Below are 16,755 nucleotides of genomic sequence, written 5' to 3'. Positions count from 1 at the left end.
CTGACTAGAAGAAAGGAGGTACGGATCGATGACGGTGACGGACATTATCCTGTTATTGATTGTCATTGCTTACAGCGGTTACTATTTGTTCGACGGACTGATTCAGCCTTTTCTTGGTGGAAAAACCGTGCTTACGGTCAGACTGAGACGGAGGAATTATGCGGATCAGCTGATTTTTGCCGGAATCGTCGTGATTATTTTTATCAACAACAGGGTTCATGGCGGCGGCGGACTGACGGACTTATTCCTGCTGCTGCTCACAATGGTCCTGCTTTACGGCGTCATTTTCTATGCTCCGAAGGCACGGTTTAAAGAAAAGGGCTTTTATTACGGGCTATCCTATAATGCGTACGCCGGTATTAAGAAGATGAAACTGTCCAAAGACGGCGTTCTGGTCATTGAATGCGAAAAACGCCGGGTTCTGCTGTTTGTCAGGCAGGAGGAAGATCTGGAGAAGATCCTTAAAATGTTTGTGGCACATGAATGATGGCTGCCTGGTTCGCCTGCGGCAGTCTTTTTGCAATGATGCATCTCACAAAAATGCATCTTAATGGATAAAAATTTTCATGACTCTTAAAATAATGATTAATGAGCTTAATAAAAAATGGGATTTCATGGTGAGATGGAGGCCGTAATATGTCGCAGCTTGACGATATTTTAACATTTAACAAAGATTTTGTGGCGAAAGAGGCCTATGTTCCTTATGAAGCGTCCGGGCATCCGGCCAAAAAACTGACCATTGTGACCTGTATGGACTGCCGGCTGATTGAACTGATGCCGAAAGCCCTGAATATCCGCAATGGCGACGCGATTGTAATCAAATGTGCCGGAGGAATGATTGAAGATGCTTACGGCAGCACGATGAAAAGCATCCTTGTCTCACTCTACGAGCTGGGCTCTGAAGCAGTTTATGTGATCGGTCACACGGATTGCGGCATGCACGGACTGAAAGCGGAAAAAATGATTGCGGATATTAAAAAGCGCGGCGCTGCCGATCATGCTTTTGAAGACGCCCGCAAACAGGGTGTTAAGCCGGAAGAGTGGCTGAACGGTTTTCAATCGGTCGATGAACAGGTCAGCCGCAGCGTTGCGGTGGTCAAAAATCACCCGCTGCTGCCGGAAGGAACACCTGTTTACGGTTTGGTGATCGATCCGAAAACCGGTGCGCTCAGACCGGTTAACGACTGAGATACATAACGGGATCATCCCTGACGGACTGAACTTTTCTGCGCGGATAATTTCCAGTATTTTTCAGCGATCAGATTCTGACGGCTGCGCAGAATAGAGTTATAAGGGGGTGAGACGCATGGCAAATTCTTTAGTAGTTCCTGGCGTACAGCAGGCACTGGACCAGATGAAAGCAGAGATTGCTCGTGAATTTGGTGTCAGCCTCGGACCGGACACGATTTCAAGAGCAAACGGCTCAGTCGGCGGAGAAATTACCAAGCGCCTGGTAGCCCAGGCACAGTCACGCTTTGGCGGACAACAGTAAGTCATTGGAATCTCAAGTAATAAGCGTTGAGGACGGCAATAATGCCGTCCTTTTTCTGCGTTCTGAAAGTGTCGGGCGGTCTTGTTCGGGCAGTCTCCGCTCTGATAGAATGGAGGCAGATATTGGTGGAAGGAAAGGACCCTTAGTGAGCATTCTTTATCAGATCCTGATTCCAACAGTCGTCGGTGCGCTCGTCGGCGGACTGACAAACATTCTGGCGATAAAAATGCTGTTTCATCCGTTCACCGCCATTTACATTGGAAAATGGCGTCTTCCCTTTACCCCGGGACTGATTCCCAAGCGCCGTGAAGAAATTGCGGACAGACTGGGTAAAATGGTCATCGACCATCTCCTGACGGCAGATGTCCTGAGAAAGAAATTTCAGGATCCTGAATTAATCCGGCAGCTCACACAGGTCTTTCTGGACAAGCTGCAGAGGAAAACGGCCGGGTCAGATAAAATCATCGACTTTTTTGTTTCCGGACAAGGTGAAACGAAGCAGAAATTGCGTACTAATTTTTGCGATACAGGTCAGTGCCTCATGGAAACATTTTTTTCAAAATACCGGGAAGCACCTCTGTCTGCGCTTTTTTCACCGGATGTTTTGATCCGACTGGAAGGAAAAGTGCCGGACGTATCGGCGCTCCTGTTAAATGATCTGAAAGCTTATCTGGAAAGCGATGCCGGACGCCGGCTGGTCGGACAGGCAATTACCGATTTTATCGGGCAGCAAGGTTTTATTGGCGAGATGGTGCTGAAGATTGCCGGGAAAAATACGGTTTCCAGGCACTTTGTCCCCGGTGTGACAGACATGCTGGAGTCTCCGGTGCTGAAGCAGGGTCTTACCGACTGGATCACTGTTGAATTGCGCCGGTTCTGGGAGCAGCCGATCAGCCAAAGCCTGTTGCCGTGCGGATCATCGTCCGCAGCAACAAACTTTTTAAGGAAGACGGTGATTCCAGGCTTTTTTGATCAGCTGACCGGGCTGACCTGGGCGGAACTGCCGCCGGCGTTGCAACGTTCCTTGCGGGATGACTGGATCCCGCGCATCACGGCGCGCGGCGCCGCTTATCTTGCCGGGCATGTCCATGATCTGCTTGACGTCCTGAATCTGGAACAGCTGGTCAGTCAGCAGGTACGGACGTTTTCCTTGTCCGAACTGGAGGCGATGATCTTCTCCATCTCAAAAAAAGAGCTGAAAATGATTGCCCGCCTCGGTTATCTTCTCGGCGGGATCATCGGACTGCTTCAGGGTATCGTCTTGCTTCTGTTCTGATCTTTCCATTTGCGAAGCAGCCTGTCTCCCGGGTCTTGTTCTAATTTTGGATACAGGGTCATAAATTGGGAACAGGAATCCGGAAAATTGCAGAAAAAATTTATGTGGCATTCCGAAAAGGGGGAGGACCTTGGTATATCGGCTGCTCGCATTAGACATCGACGGGACTCTTTTGACCAGTAATAACCGGCTGGACCGGCGGACAAGGGACGCAATCGCGTACGCACGAAAGAAGGGTATTATTGTTACGCTTGTATCTGAACGCCATTTTCATGCAGCAGCTAAAGTGGCGCGGGCGCTGAAACTGGATCAGCCGCTTATTACACATAACGGTGCGTTTGTTTCTTCATCGATCGATCATCCCGTTTACACGAGTAAAATTGATCACAGTGTGCTGGTCCAGCTGACGGAGTTTCTTGAGACTTATCCGTGCCAGATTCAGATCTCGCATGAACGGCTGTCGATCAGCAACCGGCCGCGGCAGAAAAATCTGATCGCAAAAATGACGATCGGGATGAACGAACCTTTGTTTTATCCGGTCACTTATGTGGATACTCTGAGCCAGTATCTGCTTGAAAATTATGAAGGTGCGACCGATGTTAAAGTCAAGTTAAATGACACCGCGGCCCTTGGCGAGCTGGAAAAGGCACTGAATAATTATTTTCCGGCGATCGACATCCGGCGCACGGCGCCGACAGATCTCACGCTTGTTCGCCAGGGGACGTCAAAATTCAATGGTCTGCTCTTCTTTGCCGGACAGCTGGGCATTCCGCTCCATGAAATTGTCGCGGTCGGTGATGGACCGGAAGATGCGGAAATGATTGCCAAAGCAGGACTGGGTGTGGCGATGCGCACAGCCCCTGCAGAGGTCAAAACAGCGGCGGACTGGGTTACCCGTTCCAGTGATATGGACGGCGTCGCCTATGCGGTCAGAGAGATCTTCCGCAAACAGCTGCGTGTACACTAACAACCTATTGATCCGTTGATCATTGCTCAAGATCCGATAAATCGGGTCTTTTTTTGATTTGCCTGTGTTTTGAACTAACAGTATTTTTTTTAACAGAGTTTTGTTTTATTGAGGGGAACGTGTGATCGTTCCCGGAGTATGATAAACTGAACCTATGTGAGTCATGGAGAGGCGGAGAAGCAGCATGATACGGTTCATTCATACAGCGGATTTGCATCTGGACAAACCGTTTGAGGGATTATCCGGACTCCCCGGACAACTGTACCGGCGTATCCGGGCGAGTACATTCAGGGCACTTGACCGGCTGACTGAACGGACGGTTGCCGAACATCCGGATTTTATGATCATCGCCGGTGATATTTTTGACGACAGCCACAGAAGTCTCGTCGCCCAGCGGCGGTTTATACAGTCGATGGAGACGCTCAAGGGAGCCGGTATTCCGGTTTATGCGGTCTTCGGCAATCATGATCATCTGGATGATCCGTGGAACCGGCTGACCCTGCCGGATAACGTGCATCTTTTTCCGGCTGCACCTACTGTCTTTCACTATCGGAAAGCCGGCGGCGATCAGGCGGATCTGCATGGGTTCAGCTATGCGCACCGGCATATCCATGAGGATATCGTCAGCCGCTATCTCCGCGGTGAAGATGCAGCTTATCAGATCGGTATTCTTCATGGCGCTCAGCGCTCCGGGAACGGAGAAGATGATTATGCGCCGTTTACCGCCGGTGAGCTGGCTGAAAAAGAATTTGACTATTGGGCACTCGGCCATATCCACAAACGTCAGCAACTGAATCCGCCGCTGCCCGCCTGGTATCCGGGAGATATCCAGGGCCTGTCTGTCAAGGAGACCGGGGAAAAAGGCGCTTCAATTGTTACGCTGAATAAACAGGGAGCGGATGTCGCCTTTTTCCCGACGGCCGATATTCTCTGGGAGAAAAAAGAACTGCCGCTAACCGGTGAACTGGACGCCAACCGGCTGGAATCGGTTCTCGAACAGGTGCAAAAAGAATTGCGCCGTGCCGCAGGGACCGGGGTACTGCTCAAAATCCATGCGGTACTTTCAGAAACATCACAGACGGCTGATGCACTGGAACAGCTGTTTAGTGAAATGACGGAAGCGATGAATGAAGGCGAAGAGAACCGGGACAATTTTATCTGGTTTATGCCGCCTGAATTGACGCTTACTCCGGAATGGGACCGCGACAGCCTGCTGCACAGCAGACATTTTATCGGCGATGTTTTCCGGCTGATTGAGCAGAATGGCAGTGTGGCTGATGCGGCGGCACCACTGCTCAGCCATCGGTCCGGACGCCGTTTTCTGGCCCCGCCGGATCCGGACGCCCGTCAGGCCATTCGTCAGGCGGCAGAAGAACTGATTGCGGAACACTTGATCCGCCAGAAACAGGACGACTGACCCGAGGAAGGAGGCACGGCAGGGGAACTGCCGAAACCAAATGAGAATCACAACTTTGGAAATCAACCGGTTCGGCCGGTTTACCCATCGCAGAATCACCTTTCCGGACACACCGTTCGTGATCGTTTACGGTGAAAATGAAGCCGGCAAATCAACCCTCATGCAGTTCATTCTGGATACGTGGTTCGGCTATCCGTCCGGTAACGGAATGAAGAAATGGCTGGATGATGCGGATGAGGGCAAGGTCGGGGGATCACTGCTGTTTACCGGCAATGACGGCGCCGATTATCGCCTGGAGCGTTTTCTAGCCGGTCCTGCACCGGTTCTTTTAAAAAACGGCACTGAAGCAGGCGACACCGGTTCGGTCCTGCACGGCATTAATCGGCTGCTGTATCAAGATGTTTTCTGCTTTGATCTTGACGGGCTGAACGGGATTGAAAAGAAGAAACCGTCGGAGTTAAACCATCTGCTTCTGGGCGCCGGTATGGTCGGCAGCAGCGAACTGGCCGCACTGGAACAGCGTCTCGAAAAAAAGACCGGTGAGCTGTTTAAAAAAAGCGGGAGAAATCCTGAGCTGAATCAGTTGTTCAAACAGCTGGAAGCTTCGGAGAAGTCGCTGAACGAATGGTCGGAAAAGATGGACGGCTACCGTGCGCTTCGCCGCCGGTCCGCTCTGGAACAAAAAAATATCGAAGCACTCGAGGCACAGAAACGGAAGATTCAGGACCAGTTCCGGGAATGGTCGGTATTTGCGGCAGTCCGTCCGATGATTATCGGGTACCGGGCTATGAATAAAGAGATTTCCAGCTTGAGCGGCGTGGCCGGCTTTCCGGCGAACGGACAGTCCCGGTATGAGGAAGGCCAGAAAGAGATTAAAGCCATTACGAACGAGATTTCCGGTCTGGAGGAACAGATCCGTCTGCTCGATCAGTCGATCGCCGCAAATCCGGTGCGTCAGGACTGGCTGAAGGCTGAAGGCGACCTGACGGCATGGTTCCATGCCGCCGTGCGCGATGAACAGGAACAGAAAGACGCGGAAAGACTGGAACGCGACCGGAATGCAGTAGGGGTTGAGTTGAGTGCCCTGCTGCATCGTCTCGGCACGGCATGGGACGAGGAAACACTGAGAAAAGCATCGGTGACGCTGTCGTTTGCCCATCAGATTGAACGCGAGACGGCTGAGTGGAAATCACGGGCATCGGAGCGCAGGCAGGAAGAGGGCGAACAGCGGATCCGGCAGCGGCTGATGGAGCAGCTTAAAGAGAAGCTGAACCGTTGCCGGCAGGAAAGCGGATATGAAACAGCTTCCGGGCGAAGACAATATGCCCGTAAAGATCAGCAGCAAACACGGCGCCCGTACCCGATTCTGCCATTTCTGTCGCTGGGCGCCACGCTTGTTCTGTCTTTCCTGTCAGCCCTTTTTTTCACGACTCCGGCAGCCATTCCTGTTTTTCTGACCGGCGGCGTGCTGACCCTGCTGCTGTTTCGGGATGCCGCCGGGCGGCGCAGCAGGATGCAGCCGATTACCGCGGACGAGCCGGACCGGCGTCGTGAAGCAGAAATCAGTCTGGTCAGGGAACAACTGGCCGACGCATCGGCTTCCTGCCGGGAGAAAAAGGAGCTGCTGGAAAAACTGACGGCGGACCAGAAGGAACAGGAAGAGAGAGTAAACCGTCTGCTCACGGCAAACGGATATCCGGACTGTACGATTGAATGGGCTGATGAAGCGGTAAGCATTGTGGAAAAAGCGAGGGGCCTTCAGGATCAGATTGACGGGATGACCCGGAACCTTAACGCTTTACAGGTCCGTCACCAACGTTTTCTGGAGGAGAAAGCACGGCTGACAGACCGTCTTGATTTGCCGGAAGGCGACCCGGAATATATTGAGCGCTGTTTCAGAAAGGAAAAAGAAAACGACACCGCACGGCAGGAACTGAAGGCGAAGCGTGATGTTTACGTCAAACAGAGAGCGGTTAAAGCCGGCCGGCTGGACCGACTGAAATCTGAAGAATCGGCACTGCTTCGTGAGGCCGGAACAGATCGGCCGGACGCCTTTCTCGAAAAAGCGGCTCAGGCCAGGAAGCGGGTGAAACTGGCCGAGCAGCGGGATCAGCGGCGGATTCAGATGCTGGAACAGTCCGGCGGTGAAGAACGGCTGCGCACCTTTGGCGAAATGCTGGACGGCGGCATCTGGACCAACAGGGATGAGGACAGTTTTAAAAATCAGCTGGATGAACTGGACGGAAAGATCCGGACCGCGCAGGAAGCTCTGCTGCACGATCGTACCGAGCTCAGCGGTCTGGAGGAAAATACCAGTTATCGTGAGGTGCTGGACAACCATCAGCAGCTCCTGACGGAGGCCAATGCCCGCGCCAGGGAGTGGATGGTCTACCGGACCGCGCAGTGGGCGGTTGAGACCGCCAGGGACCGCTACCGCAAACAGAAACTGCCCAGGATTCTTCATGAGGCGGCAAGCCGTTTTTCACAGATCACGTCAGGAACGTATCTTTCTCTTGAAGTGGACCCGACAGGCGGATTTATCGTCGGACGAAAGGACGGCCGTCATTTCAGAGCGGAGCAGCTGAGCCGGGGCACGGCGGAACAGCTCTATCTCGCGCTCCGTCTGGCGCTTGCCGATCAGGTCGGACCGGAAGAAAAATTGCCGGTCATCATCGATGATGGGCTGGTGAATTTCGATCGAAACCGTGCCGGACAGGTTCTCGATATGCTGAACAATATGGCAGCCGGCCGGCAGGTCATTCTGTTTACCTGTCATGAGACGTTTCTCAGGGAAATGCCTTCCGAGTCGGTCATCCGGCTTGACCCGGCGGCAGTCTGAGTGCCGGCCGGCACAGCCCGGGCACAATATGTGAATTGTTTCAATTCTCTTCAAACATCGGTCCTCATGATATAATTCAAGTGATAAGCTATGGATAAGGATGATTCAGATGGAAGAGACAGAGTATAAAATCAACCTGGTTGAAGACGAAGACAGCCTGGCTTCAATTCTTAAGGCCTATCTCGAAAAGGAAGGCTGGAAGGTCTCCGTATTTCATTCCGCCGAGGAAGCACTTGAATACCTGCATAACGGGGTTCATCTGTGGATTCTTGATATTATGCTTCCTGGCATGTCGGGCTATGACCTGCTAAAGAAGATTAAGGAAAATCATTCGGAGCAGCCGGTTATCTTTATCTCCGCACGGGACCAGGATCTGGATAAAATTATCGGACTGGAAATGGGCAGCGACGATTATCTGGCCAAACCGTTCCTCCCGAAAGAACTGGTCATCCGGGCACGGAAACTGCTGCACCGGGTCTATGGCGGCGGTCTCCACGACAGCAAAATGGTCATCTCCAGATACCAGATCGATGTGGTCCGACGTGATGTTTTTGATGAAGACGGGAACGCGATCGAACTGACGACAAAAGAATTTGATGTGCTGCTCTATCTGGTAGAAAATGCCAACGTCGCAAAATCGCGGGAAGAAATCCTTACTGAAGTATGGGGCAGGGACTACGTCGGTTCGGATCGTGCGGTCGATGATGTGGTTCGCCGGATCCGCCGGAAGCTGAACCGGCTGTCGCTCGAGACCGTCTACGGTTCCGGATACAGGATTGTCTCATGAAACTTCCATTCAGATTAAGAATGACGCTGACGAAACGGATCTGGATGTCGTTCGCACTTCTGATCATTCTCATCGGTGTGCTGATGTCGGTCGTCTATCCCTTTATGATTAAAAATGCCCTTCGTGAAGATTCATTCGACACCATTGAGTATGTTCAGAGTACCCTTTACCAGGGGCAGGGAAGCTACGGGTTCGGGAATTCGACCACTGAAATGAATAAACAGCGGGCTGCCAAATCGGTAGGAAATCTGTTTGTCGACAGCAGTTTCCGGCAGACAGAGGGTAATTTAATCAAAGAACAGGGTATCTATCGGCCGATGGTCCGTGAAATGATGAGGCAGAAATCGGTTTCCGGGCGTTATGAACTTCATTATCAGGGGTCGACACTTTATTATGTCATCAGTAAAGTTAATACAAATCTGGGGAATGGCTACTTTATTTCATACATGTGGGATACGTATCCAAAAGAACTGATGCACAAACTGTGGACGCGGATGATCTATATTTTCATCATGATCGGCGTCCTGAGCCTGTTTATTGCCTTCGGGCTGGCCAGGTATTTGAAAAAACCGCTTGATATCCTGGGCAGGCGGTTCGAGGAGATCGCCGGGATGAACTGGGAGAAACCCTTCGAATGGAAAGGCGATGAAGAATTTGAACGTCTGTCCTCACAGTTTGAGAAGATGCGTGTCAATCTGATCAAGTATGACCATTCGCAGAAAGTATTTCTCCAGCAGGCTTCTCATGAGTTGAAGACGCCGATCATGGTCATTCACAGCTATGCCCAGTCGATGAAGGATCATATTTATCCTAAGGGAAATCTCGATGACTCGATCGATGTGGTGATTCACGAATCCGAGCGAATGGAAGAACGGGTGAAAAAGCTGTTATACTTTACCCGGTATGATTCACTTAATGAACAGAAACCGAAACACGAACTGGTCCGGTTCGGTGATCTTGCCGTGCTCATCCGTGAACGGCTGATTGCCCAGCGTAAAGAGATCTCGATTCATATTGACGGTGACGAGACCATATTATGGGGAGATCGCGAACAACTTCAGACGGTTCTGGAAAATCTGCTGGAAAACAGTCTGCGCTATGCAGAAAGCAGGATCTGGATGACCGCTGAAAAACAGGGAGAAGTAACGGTAATGACGGTCGGTAATGACGGAAACCGTATTCCCGAGAAAGAAAGGGAGGGTATCTTCCTGCCGTTCGAGAAGGGCGTGAAAGGTCAGTTCGGTCTGGGTCTGGCGATTGTCCGGCGGATTGTTCAGGCACACTCAGGATCAATAAAAGCGATCAATCTGCCGAAAGGCGTCAACTTCCAGGTCACGTTCCCCGCTCCGCCGAAGGAAGTGCTTCCGGGAGAAGCAGGGTCGTAAACGTCGCAGAAAAGCAAGTTGCCGGAACCGGATATCCGGAGTATAAGTGATAGCGAAAGGGTGCGATGAATTGAAGGGCATTGCTTATTATAAAGAAGGAGAACACATCAAGGATTTTCTGCTGATCAAATCGGCAACCCGTGGCACAGCAAGCAACGGGAAACCTTTTCTGACCATCATACTGCAGGATAAGACCGGAGAAATCGATGCAAAACTGTGGGGCAGTTCTCCAGAGGATGAAAGAGAATATGTTGCCGGTGTCATTGTTCTGGTCGAAGGGGATATCAATCATTTCCGGGGGAGAAATCAGCTGAAAATCCGTAACATCCGGCTGAAGGCGGAAAATGAAGCGATCAGGAAGTCGGATCTTGTCATGGCTGCGCCACTTTCAGTTTCCGAGCTTGAAGAGAAGGTCACCCAGTATCTCTTTGAGATTAAGAATCCGGTTATTCAGCGCCTGACACGTGCACTGCTCAAAAAGCACCAGAAAGATTTCTTTGAATATCCGGCAGCGATGAGCATTCACCACAATTTTCTGTCCGGGCTTGCTTTCCATGTCTGCTGTATGCTCGATATGGCGAGAGAAGTTGTCCGGATGTATCCGGAGATTGACAGCGACTTGCTCTATTCAGGGATTCTGCTGCATGATATGGGCAAATTGAAAGAACTGTCCGGTGTGACGTCGACCACCTATACACTGGCCGGCAATCTGCTCGGCCATATCTCGATCATGATTGATGAGATCGGCGAAACGGCGAAGGAACTTGGGATCGAAGACCGGGAAGAAGTATTGCTGCTTCAGCATATGGTGCTCAGCCATCATGAGAATCCGGAATGGGGCAGTCCGAAACCGCCGATGTTTAAAGAGGCGGAAATCCTTCATATGCTGGACGACATGGATGCCAAGATCAATGTGATGACACGGGCGATTCGCAAGACGCGTCCGGGAGAGTTCTCAGAACGGATCTTTGCGATGAACAACCGTACATTATACAGACCTGCGTTTGATGCCGGGGATCAATAAACCGGGAGCGAAGACTGTTGACGGCCGAATCGGGAAATCTTCAGTTCCCGGCATAAAGGGACAATCCTTCTCATAGGAATAAGGGGACAGTAAAGGTACTGAATCACTGTTACCCGGGAGGAGATTGTTCATGAAACAGGCAAAACGTGCGTTATATGCGATTGCGCTGCTCTTTCTTTTATTTATGATGCAGCAGCTCGGATTGATCGAACCGGTCATTACAAAGCTGCTTGGGATTGCCTGGTGGGTCTATCTGGTCATTGCCGGTATTCTGTTCAGCGGCTATAAGGCATTTACCTTGTCAAAGCAGGACAAAGAGATCGATGACGAGTGGAATGAAGAACAAGGAAATATTTTTATCAGAAGAATGAGAGACGAAAAAGAGCGGCGCAGAAATAAAAAGCATCCAGGGGCCATGCAGTAAACCGGCCGGGGGTGCCTTTTTTTTGGTCTCTATATTTTGAGTCGCGGACGATCAGTTTAATTATTCATGCAAGGGAAGAAAAAATGTGTCTTATCACCGAATAACCGGCAATAAGACACATTTTTATTCGATCAGATCGTCAGAAGCAGATAAGCGATCTCAGGATCTGGTTACGGCTGAACAGTGGTTGTTGAATTTGATGAACTGAACAGATTCTTGAACTGATTGTCCTGTACCTTGATATCTGCATTTTTAATCAGTGTCTGCATGACGACACTCTGGGATTTTTCCTTGCTGGCAAGGTAAGCGTCTTTAACAGAAGCTTTGAGATGGTTATAGTCGTCTCGTTTTCCTTCAAGCTGGATAATGTGATAACCGCCATCGTTGTTTGAATAAACCGGGTTACTGATCTGGCCGACCTTCAGCTTCATTGCTGCGTTGCTGAATTCCGGAACCATTGTTGACTGTTTGAACCAGCCCAGCTCGCCGCCCTTGGCTTTGGACCCGTTGTCGGTGGAATACTGCTTGGCCAGTTTAGCAAAATCAGCGCCGCTTTTCAGCTTTTTCAGCACGGCATTGGCTGTTTTCTTATCTTTGACCAGAATATGGCGGGCCTTCAGTTCGGTCAGCTGTACTTTGTTCTTGTTGTAGTAGTCCTTCAGTGCCTGATCGGTCACTTTAATGCCGGCCTGCTGCGCTTTGGTCATCATCAGCGAATCTTTGATCTGGCGGCGGAACTGGCTTGTCGTCAGATTGTTCTGAGCCAGCGCCTGCTGAAACTGAGTTTCGCTGGAGAATGTCTTGCGTACCTGATTGTATTTGGCATCCACTGCTTTCTTGGAGACATTGTATTTCTTCTCTAGCAGCTTCTCATATACCATATTCTGAAGTACCTGAGATCCGTTCGTCTTCTTCAGCTCATTGTAAAAATCCGCTTTGGTGATATTACCGCTCTTCGTTGTGACGACGGTCGCGTTGTCCCCGCTGTTACCGCAGGCAGCCAGACTTGACAGCATAAGTACGGCAGCCAGTATCATGATTAATTTCTTCACTACGTCCACTCCTAATCAAATTTGTATCTAGTAATTAATTTTCGATCAACACGGATGCATTCCGTCTCAAATTTGCCGTCTAGCAGGAAATACATGATCTTCTGTGATGGCAACACTGTTTATCATACCCAAAATGGCAGGAAATGTCGAGAAACGACTGGGTTCCGGTTAATTGTTGAAGATCATTTGCAGAGGGATTCATCCTTTTTGCGGCAGCGGAACGTAAAAAACGATATAATTAAAACTTATCAAGGACAGAAGTGGCCAAGTACATACGGATATCTTCTAATAAAAGTGGTAATCAATATGGAGGGGAAAAAGGCATGGAAATGAATCGAAGAAACATTGCCGGACGACGAAGGAGAAATTTCTGGAGATCTGCCTTTTTTGCCTTGCTCCTGACCCTCTTACTCGCCATACTGCTGCTTGCCGGTTTTCTGACAAACGGGTTTACCGCCAGTTCGACACTGCCGGGAAAGGTGCAGGACGCCGCAAAAGGGCAGCCTATTTTTACCGTCCAGGCAAATAAGCAGCAGCTGGAAACGTTAATTAACCGTCAGATGAAAAGTGGTAAAGACAGTAAACTGACTTATCAGGTTGCGATCGGCAATCAGGTGGAGTTAAAAGGAACGTACCGGCTTCTTTTCACCGGAATTCCTTTTTCGTTAAAATTCAATCCATCGGTAAGTCACGGCGATATTGTGCTGAAGGAGTCTGAAGTAAAGCTGGGCAGTATCCGGCTTCCGGATCAGGAAGTACTCGGCTTTCTTAAGGCCGGAAGTCATTTTCCCAAATGGGTCATCATCCGTCCGGGTGAACGTCAGGTTTATATCAACCTGAGCCAGATTAAAATGCAGGGCGGCATGTTCCTGAGAGCGAGATCGATTGATTTGCCGAATAATGACGTTTCTTTTAATGTCTATCAATGAGAAAAAGCGACAGTGTTGTGAACATACATGTGAGCGCTTGCATCCAACGGATCATGAAGTGATAAAATAGATCTGTTAAGTTTAATTAGCGTTTTCAGTTTTTCAGAAGCTACAGGTATTTTCCGGGGAGGATCAGACTTATGAAAACATTTGCAGAGATGCTGGACAGGTATGCGGAACTTGCCGTTAAAATTGGCGCTAATGTTCAGAAAGGTCAGGACGTTCTTGTCAAATGTCCGGTCGATGCCGGCGCACTGGCCAGGCTGGTTGCTGAGAAGTCGTATGAAGCCGGAGCCCGTTGTGTTTATTTTAACTGGATCGATGACCGGCTCGAACGTCTGCGGCTACAACACGCGTCTGAGGAGGTCATCAGGGATTATCCGGCCTGGAAGGTGAATCAGCTGGAATCGCTGGTGAAACGGGGCGCCGCCTGCATTGACATAAGGACAACCGGGATCGGAATGACTGACGGTGTTGATCCCGACAAACTGGCACTGGACCAGGAAACCGCCTGGAATGCCTTGAATACGTACTATGATTACCGGATGTCCGACCGGGTCAGCTGGACCATCCTGATCTATCCGTCGGTTGAATGGGGTAAAAAGTTGTTCCCGGGTAAGATCAGAGAACTTGCTGTTCGTGATCTCTGGAAAGTGATCTTCCGGATGACGCGGACGGACAGTGAAGATCCGTTAAAAGCCTGGCGTGACCACCTGGCTACATTAGAGGAAAAGAAGGGTATCTTAAACCGGAAAAAGTTTCGTAAGCTGCACTACAAGGGTCCGGGAACGGATCTGGAAATCTCCTTTGATCCGGCCAGTCACTGGGACGGCGGCGCATCCAGGACGACGGACGGGACATCCTTTGTCGCCAATCTGCCGACGGAGGAAGTCTATACGCTGCCTTTGAAGACCGGTGTGAACGGGACCGTAGTGAGCACGAAACCGTTGAATTATGAAGGCACGCTGATTGAAGGAATAGCACTTGAATTTAAAGACGGACGGATCGTCCACGCTTCAGCGGATAAAGGTGAAGACGTGCTCAAACGGCTGATCGGGACAGAGGACGCAGCGCATTATCTCGGCGAGGTTGCCCTTGTTCCTGTGGATTCGCCGATTTCTGCTTCAGGGCTGACTTTTTATGAAACCCTGTATGATGAGAATGCCTCCTGTCATTTAGCCATCGGCAAAGCTTATCCGACCTGCCTTGACGGCGGTGAACAGATGACCCGCGAACAGCTTGATGCTCACGGTGCGAATAACAGTCTGATCCATGTTGATTTCATGATCGGTTCAGGAGAACTTGACATCGATGGTGAAACAGCTGATGGGAAGCGTGAGCCCGTATTTCGCCAGGGACATTGGGCACTATGAGTGACTGAATGGTTTGAAATTCATCCATCGGACAGGCAGTAAAAAAGGTCCGGGAAGGTTCATTCCCGGGCCTTTTTGCCAATCATTTTTTACTGCCAGACGAAAGTTACAGAGAAGGCGGTGTTTCTTCTTCTCCTGTTTTCTTCTCCGGTGCATCGGTCTTCAGCTTATTCGTCAGTTTCTCTTTGGCGGCTTCAAGCTGAACGACGTTATTTTTGATTTTTGTCAGATATGGCTGGATATCTTCTTTCCATTCTTTCAGCAAAGTACCGAGGTCGCTGACGGTTGATTTCAGTACAGGCACACTTTCATCTTTCAAAGCGATGACCCGGTCTTTAACCTCGCCCAGGTTGGATGCCGCGTCTTTCAGAGGCTGCTGTACCAGAGAAGCTTTCGTCTTGATCTCCTGACGTATTTCTTCCCCCTTCTTCGGTGTCGTCAGCAGGACAATCGTGCCGCCGACTGCGCCGCCGATGACAGCACCAATCGTGTATGAAAGAAATTTACCCATAGGTCATTCCACCTCTTCCTTCAGAATTCTCTCAACTAAAATTATTATACCCCAGAATGGCTTGCTTATCACTTATCCGCCCTGTAAGGTAAAATAAAAAGCCCCGCTTTTAAAGGCGGGGCCGGACAGTTCGATTAACGTACGGAAGGCTTCGGTGCGGTGTGAATAAACCCGCTTCGTGCAGCAATCTTTTCCACGATTGGATAAAGAACTGCAACACAGACCGTATTGAATACGGCTGTCGGCAGTACGAGCGCCAGATACAGTGTTGTGAACGACAATGGTGCATTCATCAGAAGAATCATGCTTCCAAGGAATAAAGCCCCGCTGATCGCCGTACCGAAAAATCCGAGAATAATGCCGGTAATGTATTTCGGCAACCGGGTTCTGTTCCCGGCGATCAATTTAAATGCCAGAAACACAACCACCGTTGTCGTGAATTTATCGATCACCGACGGAATCTGCCCTGCAGGCATCGACGTCGTCAGCGCGCCGAGAATCGCGGCAGCAAGACCGACGGCCAGAAATGATTTCTTATCCGCAAAGAAGAAAAGAGAAAGAAAGATCATGACCAGCATCAGGTCCGGTTTCATACCGAACAAGATCGGCGGCATAAAAGCATGCAAAACAGTTCCGATCGCAAGAAACACGGCAATAATGACTAAATTCTTAAGCTTCATAACTAATCTCTCCTCAACTATCCTGTTGTTTCCTCCAGCAGTGTCCCACCGACCTGCTGCAAGGTGTAAAATCAATATACACTCATTCTTCAGAAAATGCAACCAATTCCAAACATACCGTCAGCGCCGGATCCGTCTGCCCGTATCAGTGAATATGGCTGCTGATCGCCTGAGCAATGGCGGCACGCTGTTCATTCGTATAATCATCCGTGTGCGTCTGGAAGCCGAAATTAATCGTATCGTCCTTACCGTAGCGCGGAATCAGATGAACATGGTAGTGGAAGACGCTCTGTCCGGCAAGCGTACCGTTATTATTCAGCAGATTCAGTCCGACAGGATGGAATGCTTTGTTGATCGCGTCGGCAATAACCGGCACGCGGCGGAATAATTTTGCGGCGATCTCCGGATCCAGATGGAAGATGTCTTTCTGATGGACTTTGGGCACGATGAGCGTGTGTCCTTTGGTAATCTGTCCAAGATCGAGAAATGCATAGACATCTTCGTCTTCATACACTTTGGCACTGGGGATTTCCCCTTTAATGATTTTGCAAAAAATGCAGTCGTTCTCTTCAGCCATTTCAATCATCCTTTCTGTTGCT

17 protein-coding genes are annotated in these 16,755 nt (G+C 50.1%); 13 read left to right on the top strand and 4 right to left on the bottom strand.

Going from position 1 to position 16,755, the window contains the following annotated elements; translation table 11 throughout:
* Positions 1–28: 28 nt before the first annotated feature.
* The 11 genes from D889_RS0103900 (at position 29) to D889_RS14835 (ending at position 11,611) form a co-directional block, all read left to right on the top strand.
* Entirely contained in the window at positions 29–487 is a 459-nt protein-coding gene (locus D889_RS0103900) for a DUF986 family protein (protein ID WP_010630520.1), read from the top strand.
* 149 nt (positions 488–636) lie between these two features.
* Entirely contained in the window at positions 637–1,188 is a 552-nt protein-coding gene (locus D889_RS0103895; protein ID WP_010630519.1) for a beta-class carbonic anhydrase, read from the top strand.
* A 118-nt stretch (positions 1,189–1,306) separates the two neighbouring features.
* The gene (locus tag D889_RS0103890; protein WP_010630518.1) at positions 1,307–1,492 is read left to right on the top strand and encodes an alpha/beta-type small acid-soluble spore protein; all 186 of its coding nucleotides are present in this window, start codon (positions 1,307–1,309) and stop codon (positions 1,490–1,492) included.
* A 145-nt stretch (positions 1,493–1,637) separates the two neighbouring features.
* Positions 1,638–2,768, top strand: coding sequence for a DUF445 domain-containing protein (locus tag D889_RS0103885; RefSeq protein ID WP_010630517.1), 1,131 nt, complete (start codon positions 1,638–1,640; stop codon positions 2,766–2,768).
* A 130-nt stretch (positions 2,769–2,898) separates the two neighbouring features.
* The gene (locus D889_RS0103880) at positions 2,899–3,735 is read left to right on the top strand and encodes a Cof-type HAD-IIB family hydrolase (RefSeq protein ID WP_010630516.1); all 837 of its coding nucleotides are present in this window, start codon (positions 2,899–2,901) and stop codon (positions 3,733–3,735) included.
* Positions 3,736–3,919: 184 nt separating this feature from the next.
* Entirely contained in the window at positions 3,920–5,152 is a 1,233-nt protein-coding gene (locus tag D889_RS0103875; RefSeq protein WP_010630515.1) for a metallophosphoesterase, read from the top strand.
* Between the two features lie 40 nt (positions 5,153–5,192).
* Entirely contained in the window at positions 5,193–7,991 is a 2,799-nt protein-coding gene (locus D889_RS0103870) for an ATP-binding protein (protein WP_018962148.1), read from the top strand.
* A gap of 109 nt (positions 7,992–8,100) precedes the next feature.
* Positions 8,101–8,778, top strand: coding sequence for a response regulator transcription factor (locus D889_RS0103865; RefSeq protein ID WP_010630513.1), 678 nt, complete (start codon positions 8,101–8,103; stop codon positions 8,776–8,778).
* A complete protein-coding gene (locus D889_RS0103860) occupies positions 8,775–10,163 on the top strand; it encodes a sensor histidine kinase (protein WP_010630512.1) in 1,389 nt (462 codons plus the stop codon). The genes D889_RS0103865 and D889_RS0103860 overlap by 4 nt, the downstream gene beginning before the upstream one ends.
* 70 nt (positions 10,164–10,233) lie before the next feature.
* Entirely contained in the window at positions 10,234–11,187 is a 954-nt protein-coding gene (gene yhaM / locus D889_RS0103855) for a 3'-5' exoribonuclease YhaM (RefSeq protein ID WP_010630511.1), read from the top strand.
* 130 nt (positions 11,188–11,317) lie between these two features.
* Positions 11,318–11,611: a sporulation YhaL family protein gene (locus D889_RS14835; RefSeq protein WP_010630510.1), complete on the top strand. Its 294-nt coding sequence runs from the start codon at positions 11,318–11,320 to the stop codon at positions 11,609–11,611.
* A gap of 170 nt (positions 11,612–11,781) precedes the next feature.
* Here the strand turns inward: D889_RS14835 and D889_RS0103845 are convergent, their stop codons facing one another.
* The gene (locus D889_RS0103845) at positions 11,782–12,663 is read right to left on the bottom strand and encodes a peptidylprolyl isomerase (protein ID WP_010630509.1); all 882 of its coding nucleotides are present in this window, start codon (positions 12,661–12,663) and stop codon (positions 11,782–11,784) included.
* Between the two features lie 323 nt (positions 12,664–12,986).
* On the opposite strand from D889_RS0103845, the gene D889_RS0103835 reads away from it, so the two are divergent.
* Together D889_RS0103835 and D889_RS0103830 are read left to right on the top strand one after the other, a co-directional pair.
* Positions 12,987–13,592: a YpmS family protein gene (locus D889_RS0103835; protein WP_010630507.1), complete on the top strand. Its 606-nt coding sequence runs from the start codon at positions 12,987–12,989 to the stop codon at positions 13,590–13,592.
* 140 nt (positions 13,593–13,732) lie between these two features.
* A complete protein-coding gene (locus tag D889_RS0103830) occupies positions 13,733–14,965 on the top strand; it encodes an aminopeptidase (protein ID WP_010630506.1) in 1,233 nt (410 codons plus the stop codon).
* Between the two features lie 106 nt (positions 14,966–15,071).
* On the opposite strand, the gene D889_RS0103825 is transcribed toward D889_RS0103830, so the two are convergent.
* The 3 genes from D889_RS0103825 to D889_RS0103815 form a co-directional block, all read right to left on the bottom strand.
* Positions 15,072–15,476: a YtxH domain-containing protein gene (locus D889_RS0103825; protein WP_010630505.1), complete on the bottom strand. Its 405-nt coding sequence runs from the start codon at positions 15,474–15,476 to the stop codon at positions 15,072–15,074.
* Between the two features lie 134 nt (positions 15,477–15,610).
* Positions 15,611–16,156 (bottom strand): tryptophan transporter, encoded by a 546-nt coding sequence (locus tag D889_RS0103820; protein ID WP_010630504.1) that lies wholly within the window; start codon positions 16,154–16,156, stop codon positions 15,611–15,613.
* 145 nt (positions 16,157–16,301) lie between these two features.
* On the bottom strand, positions 16,302–16,733 hold the full coding sequence (locus D889_RS0103815) for an HIT family protein (RefSeq protein WP_010630503.1): 432 nt from the start codon (positions 16,731–16,733) through the stop codon (positions 16,302–16,304).
* Positions 16,734–16,755 lie beyond the last annotated feature (22 nt).

Origin of the sequence: Sporolactobacillus vineae DSM 21990 = SL153 (assembly GCF_000377985.1) — a bacterium.
Classification (GTDB): domain Bacteria; phylum Bacillota; class Bacilli; order Bacillales; family Sporolactobacillaceae; genus Sporolactobacillus; species Sporolactobacillus vineae.
Note: the sequence above shows the minus strand (reverse complement) of the source record. Positions and strands in the feature narration are given on the sequence as shown.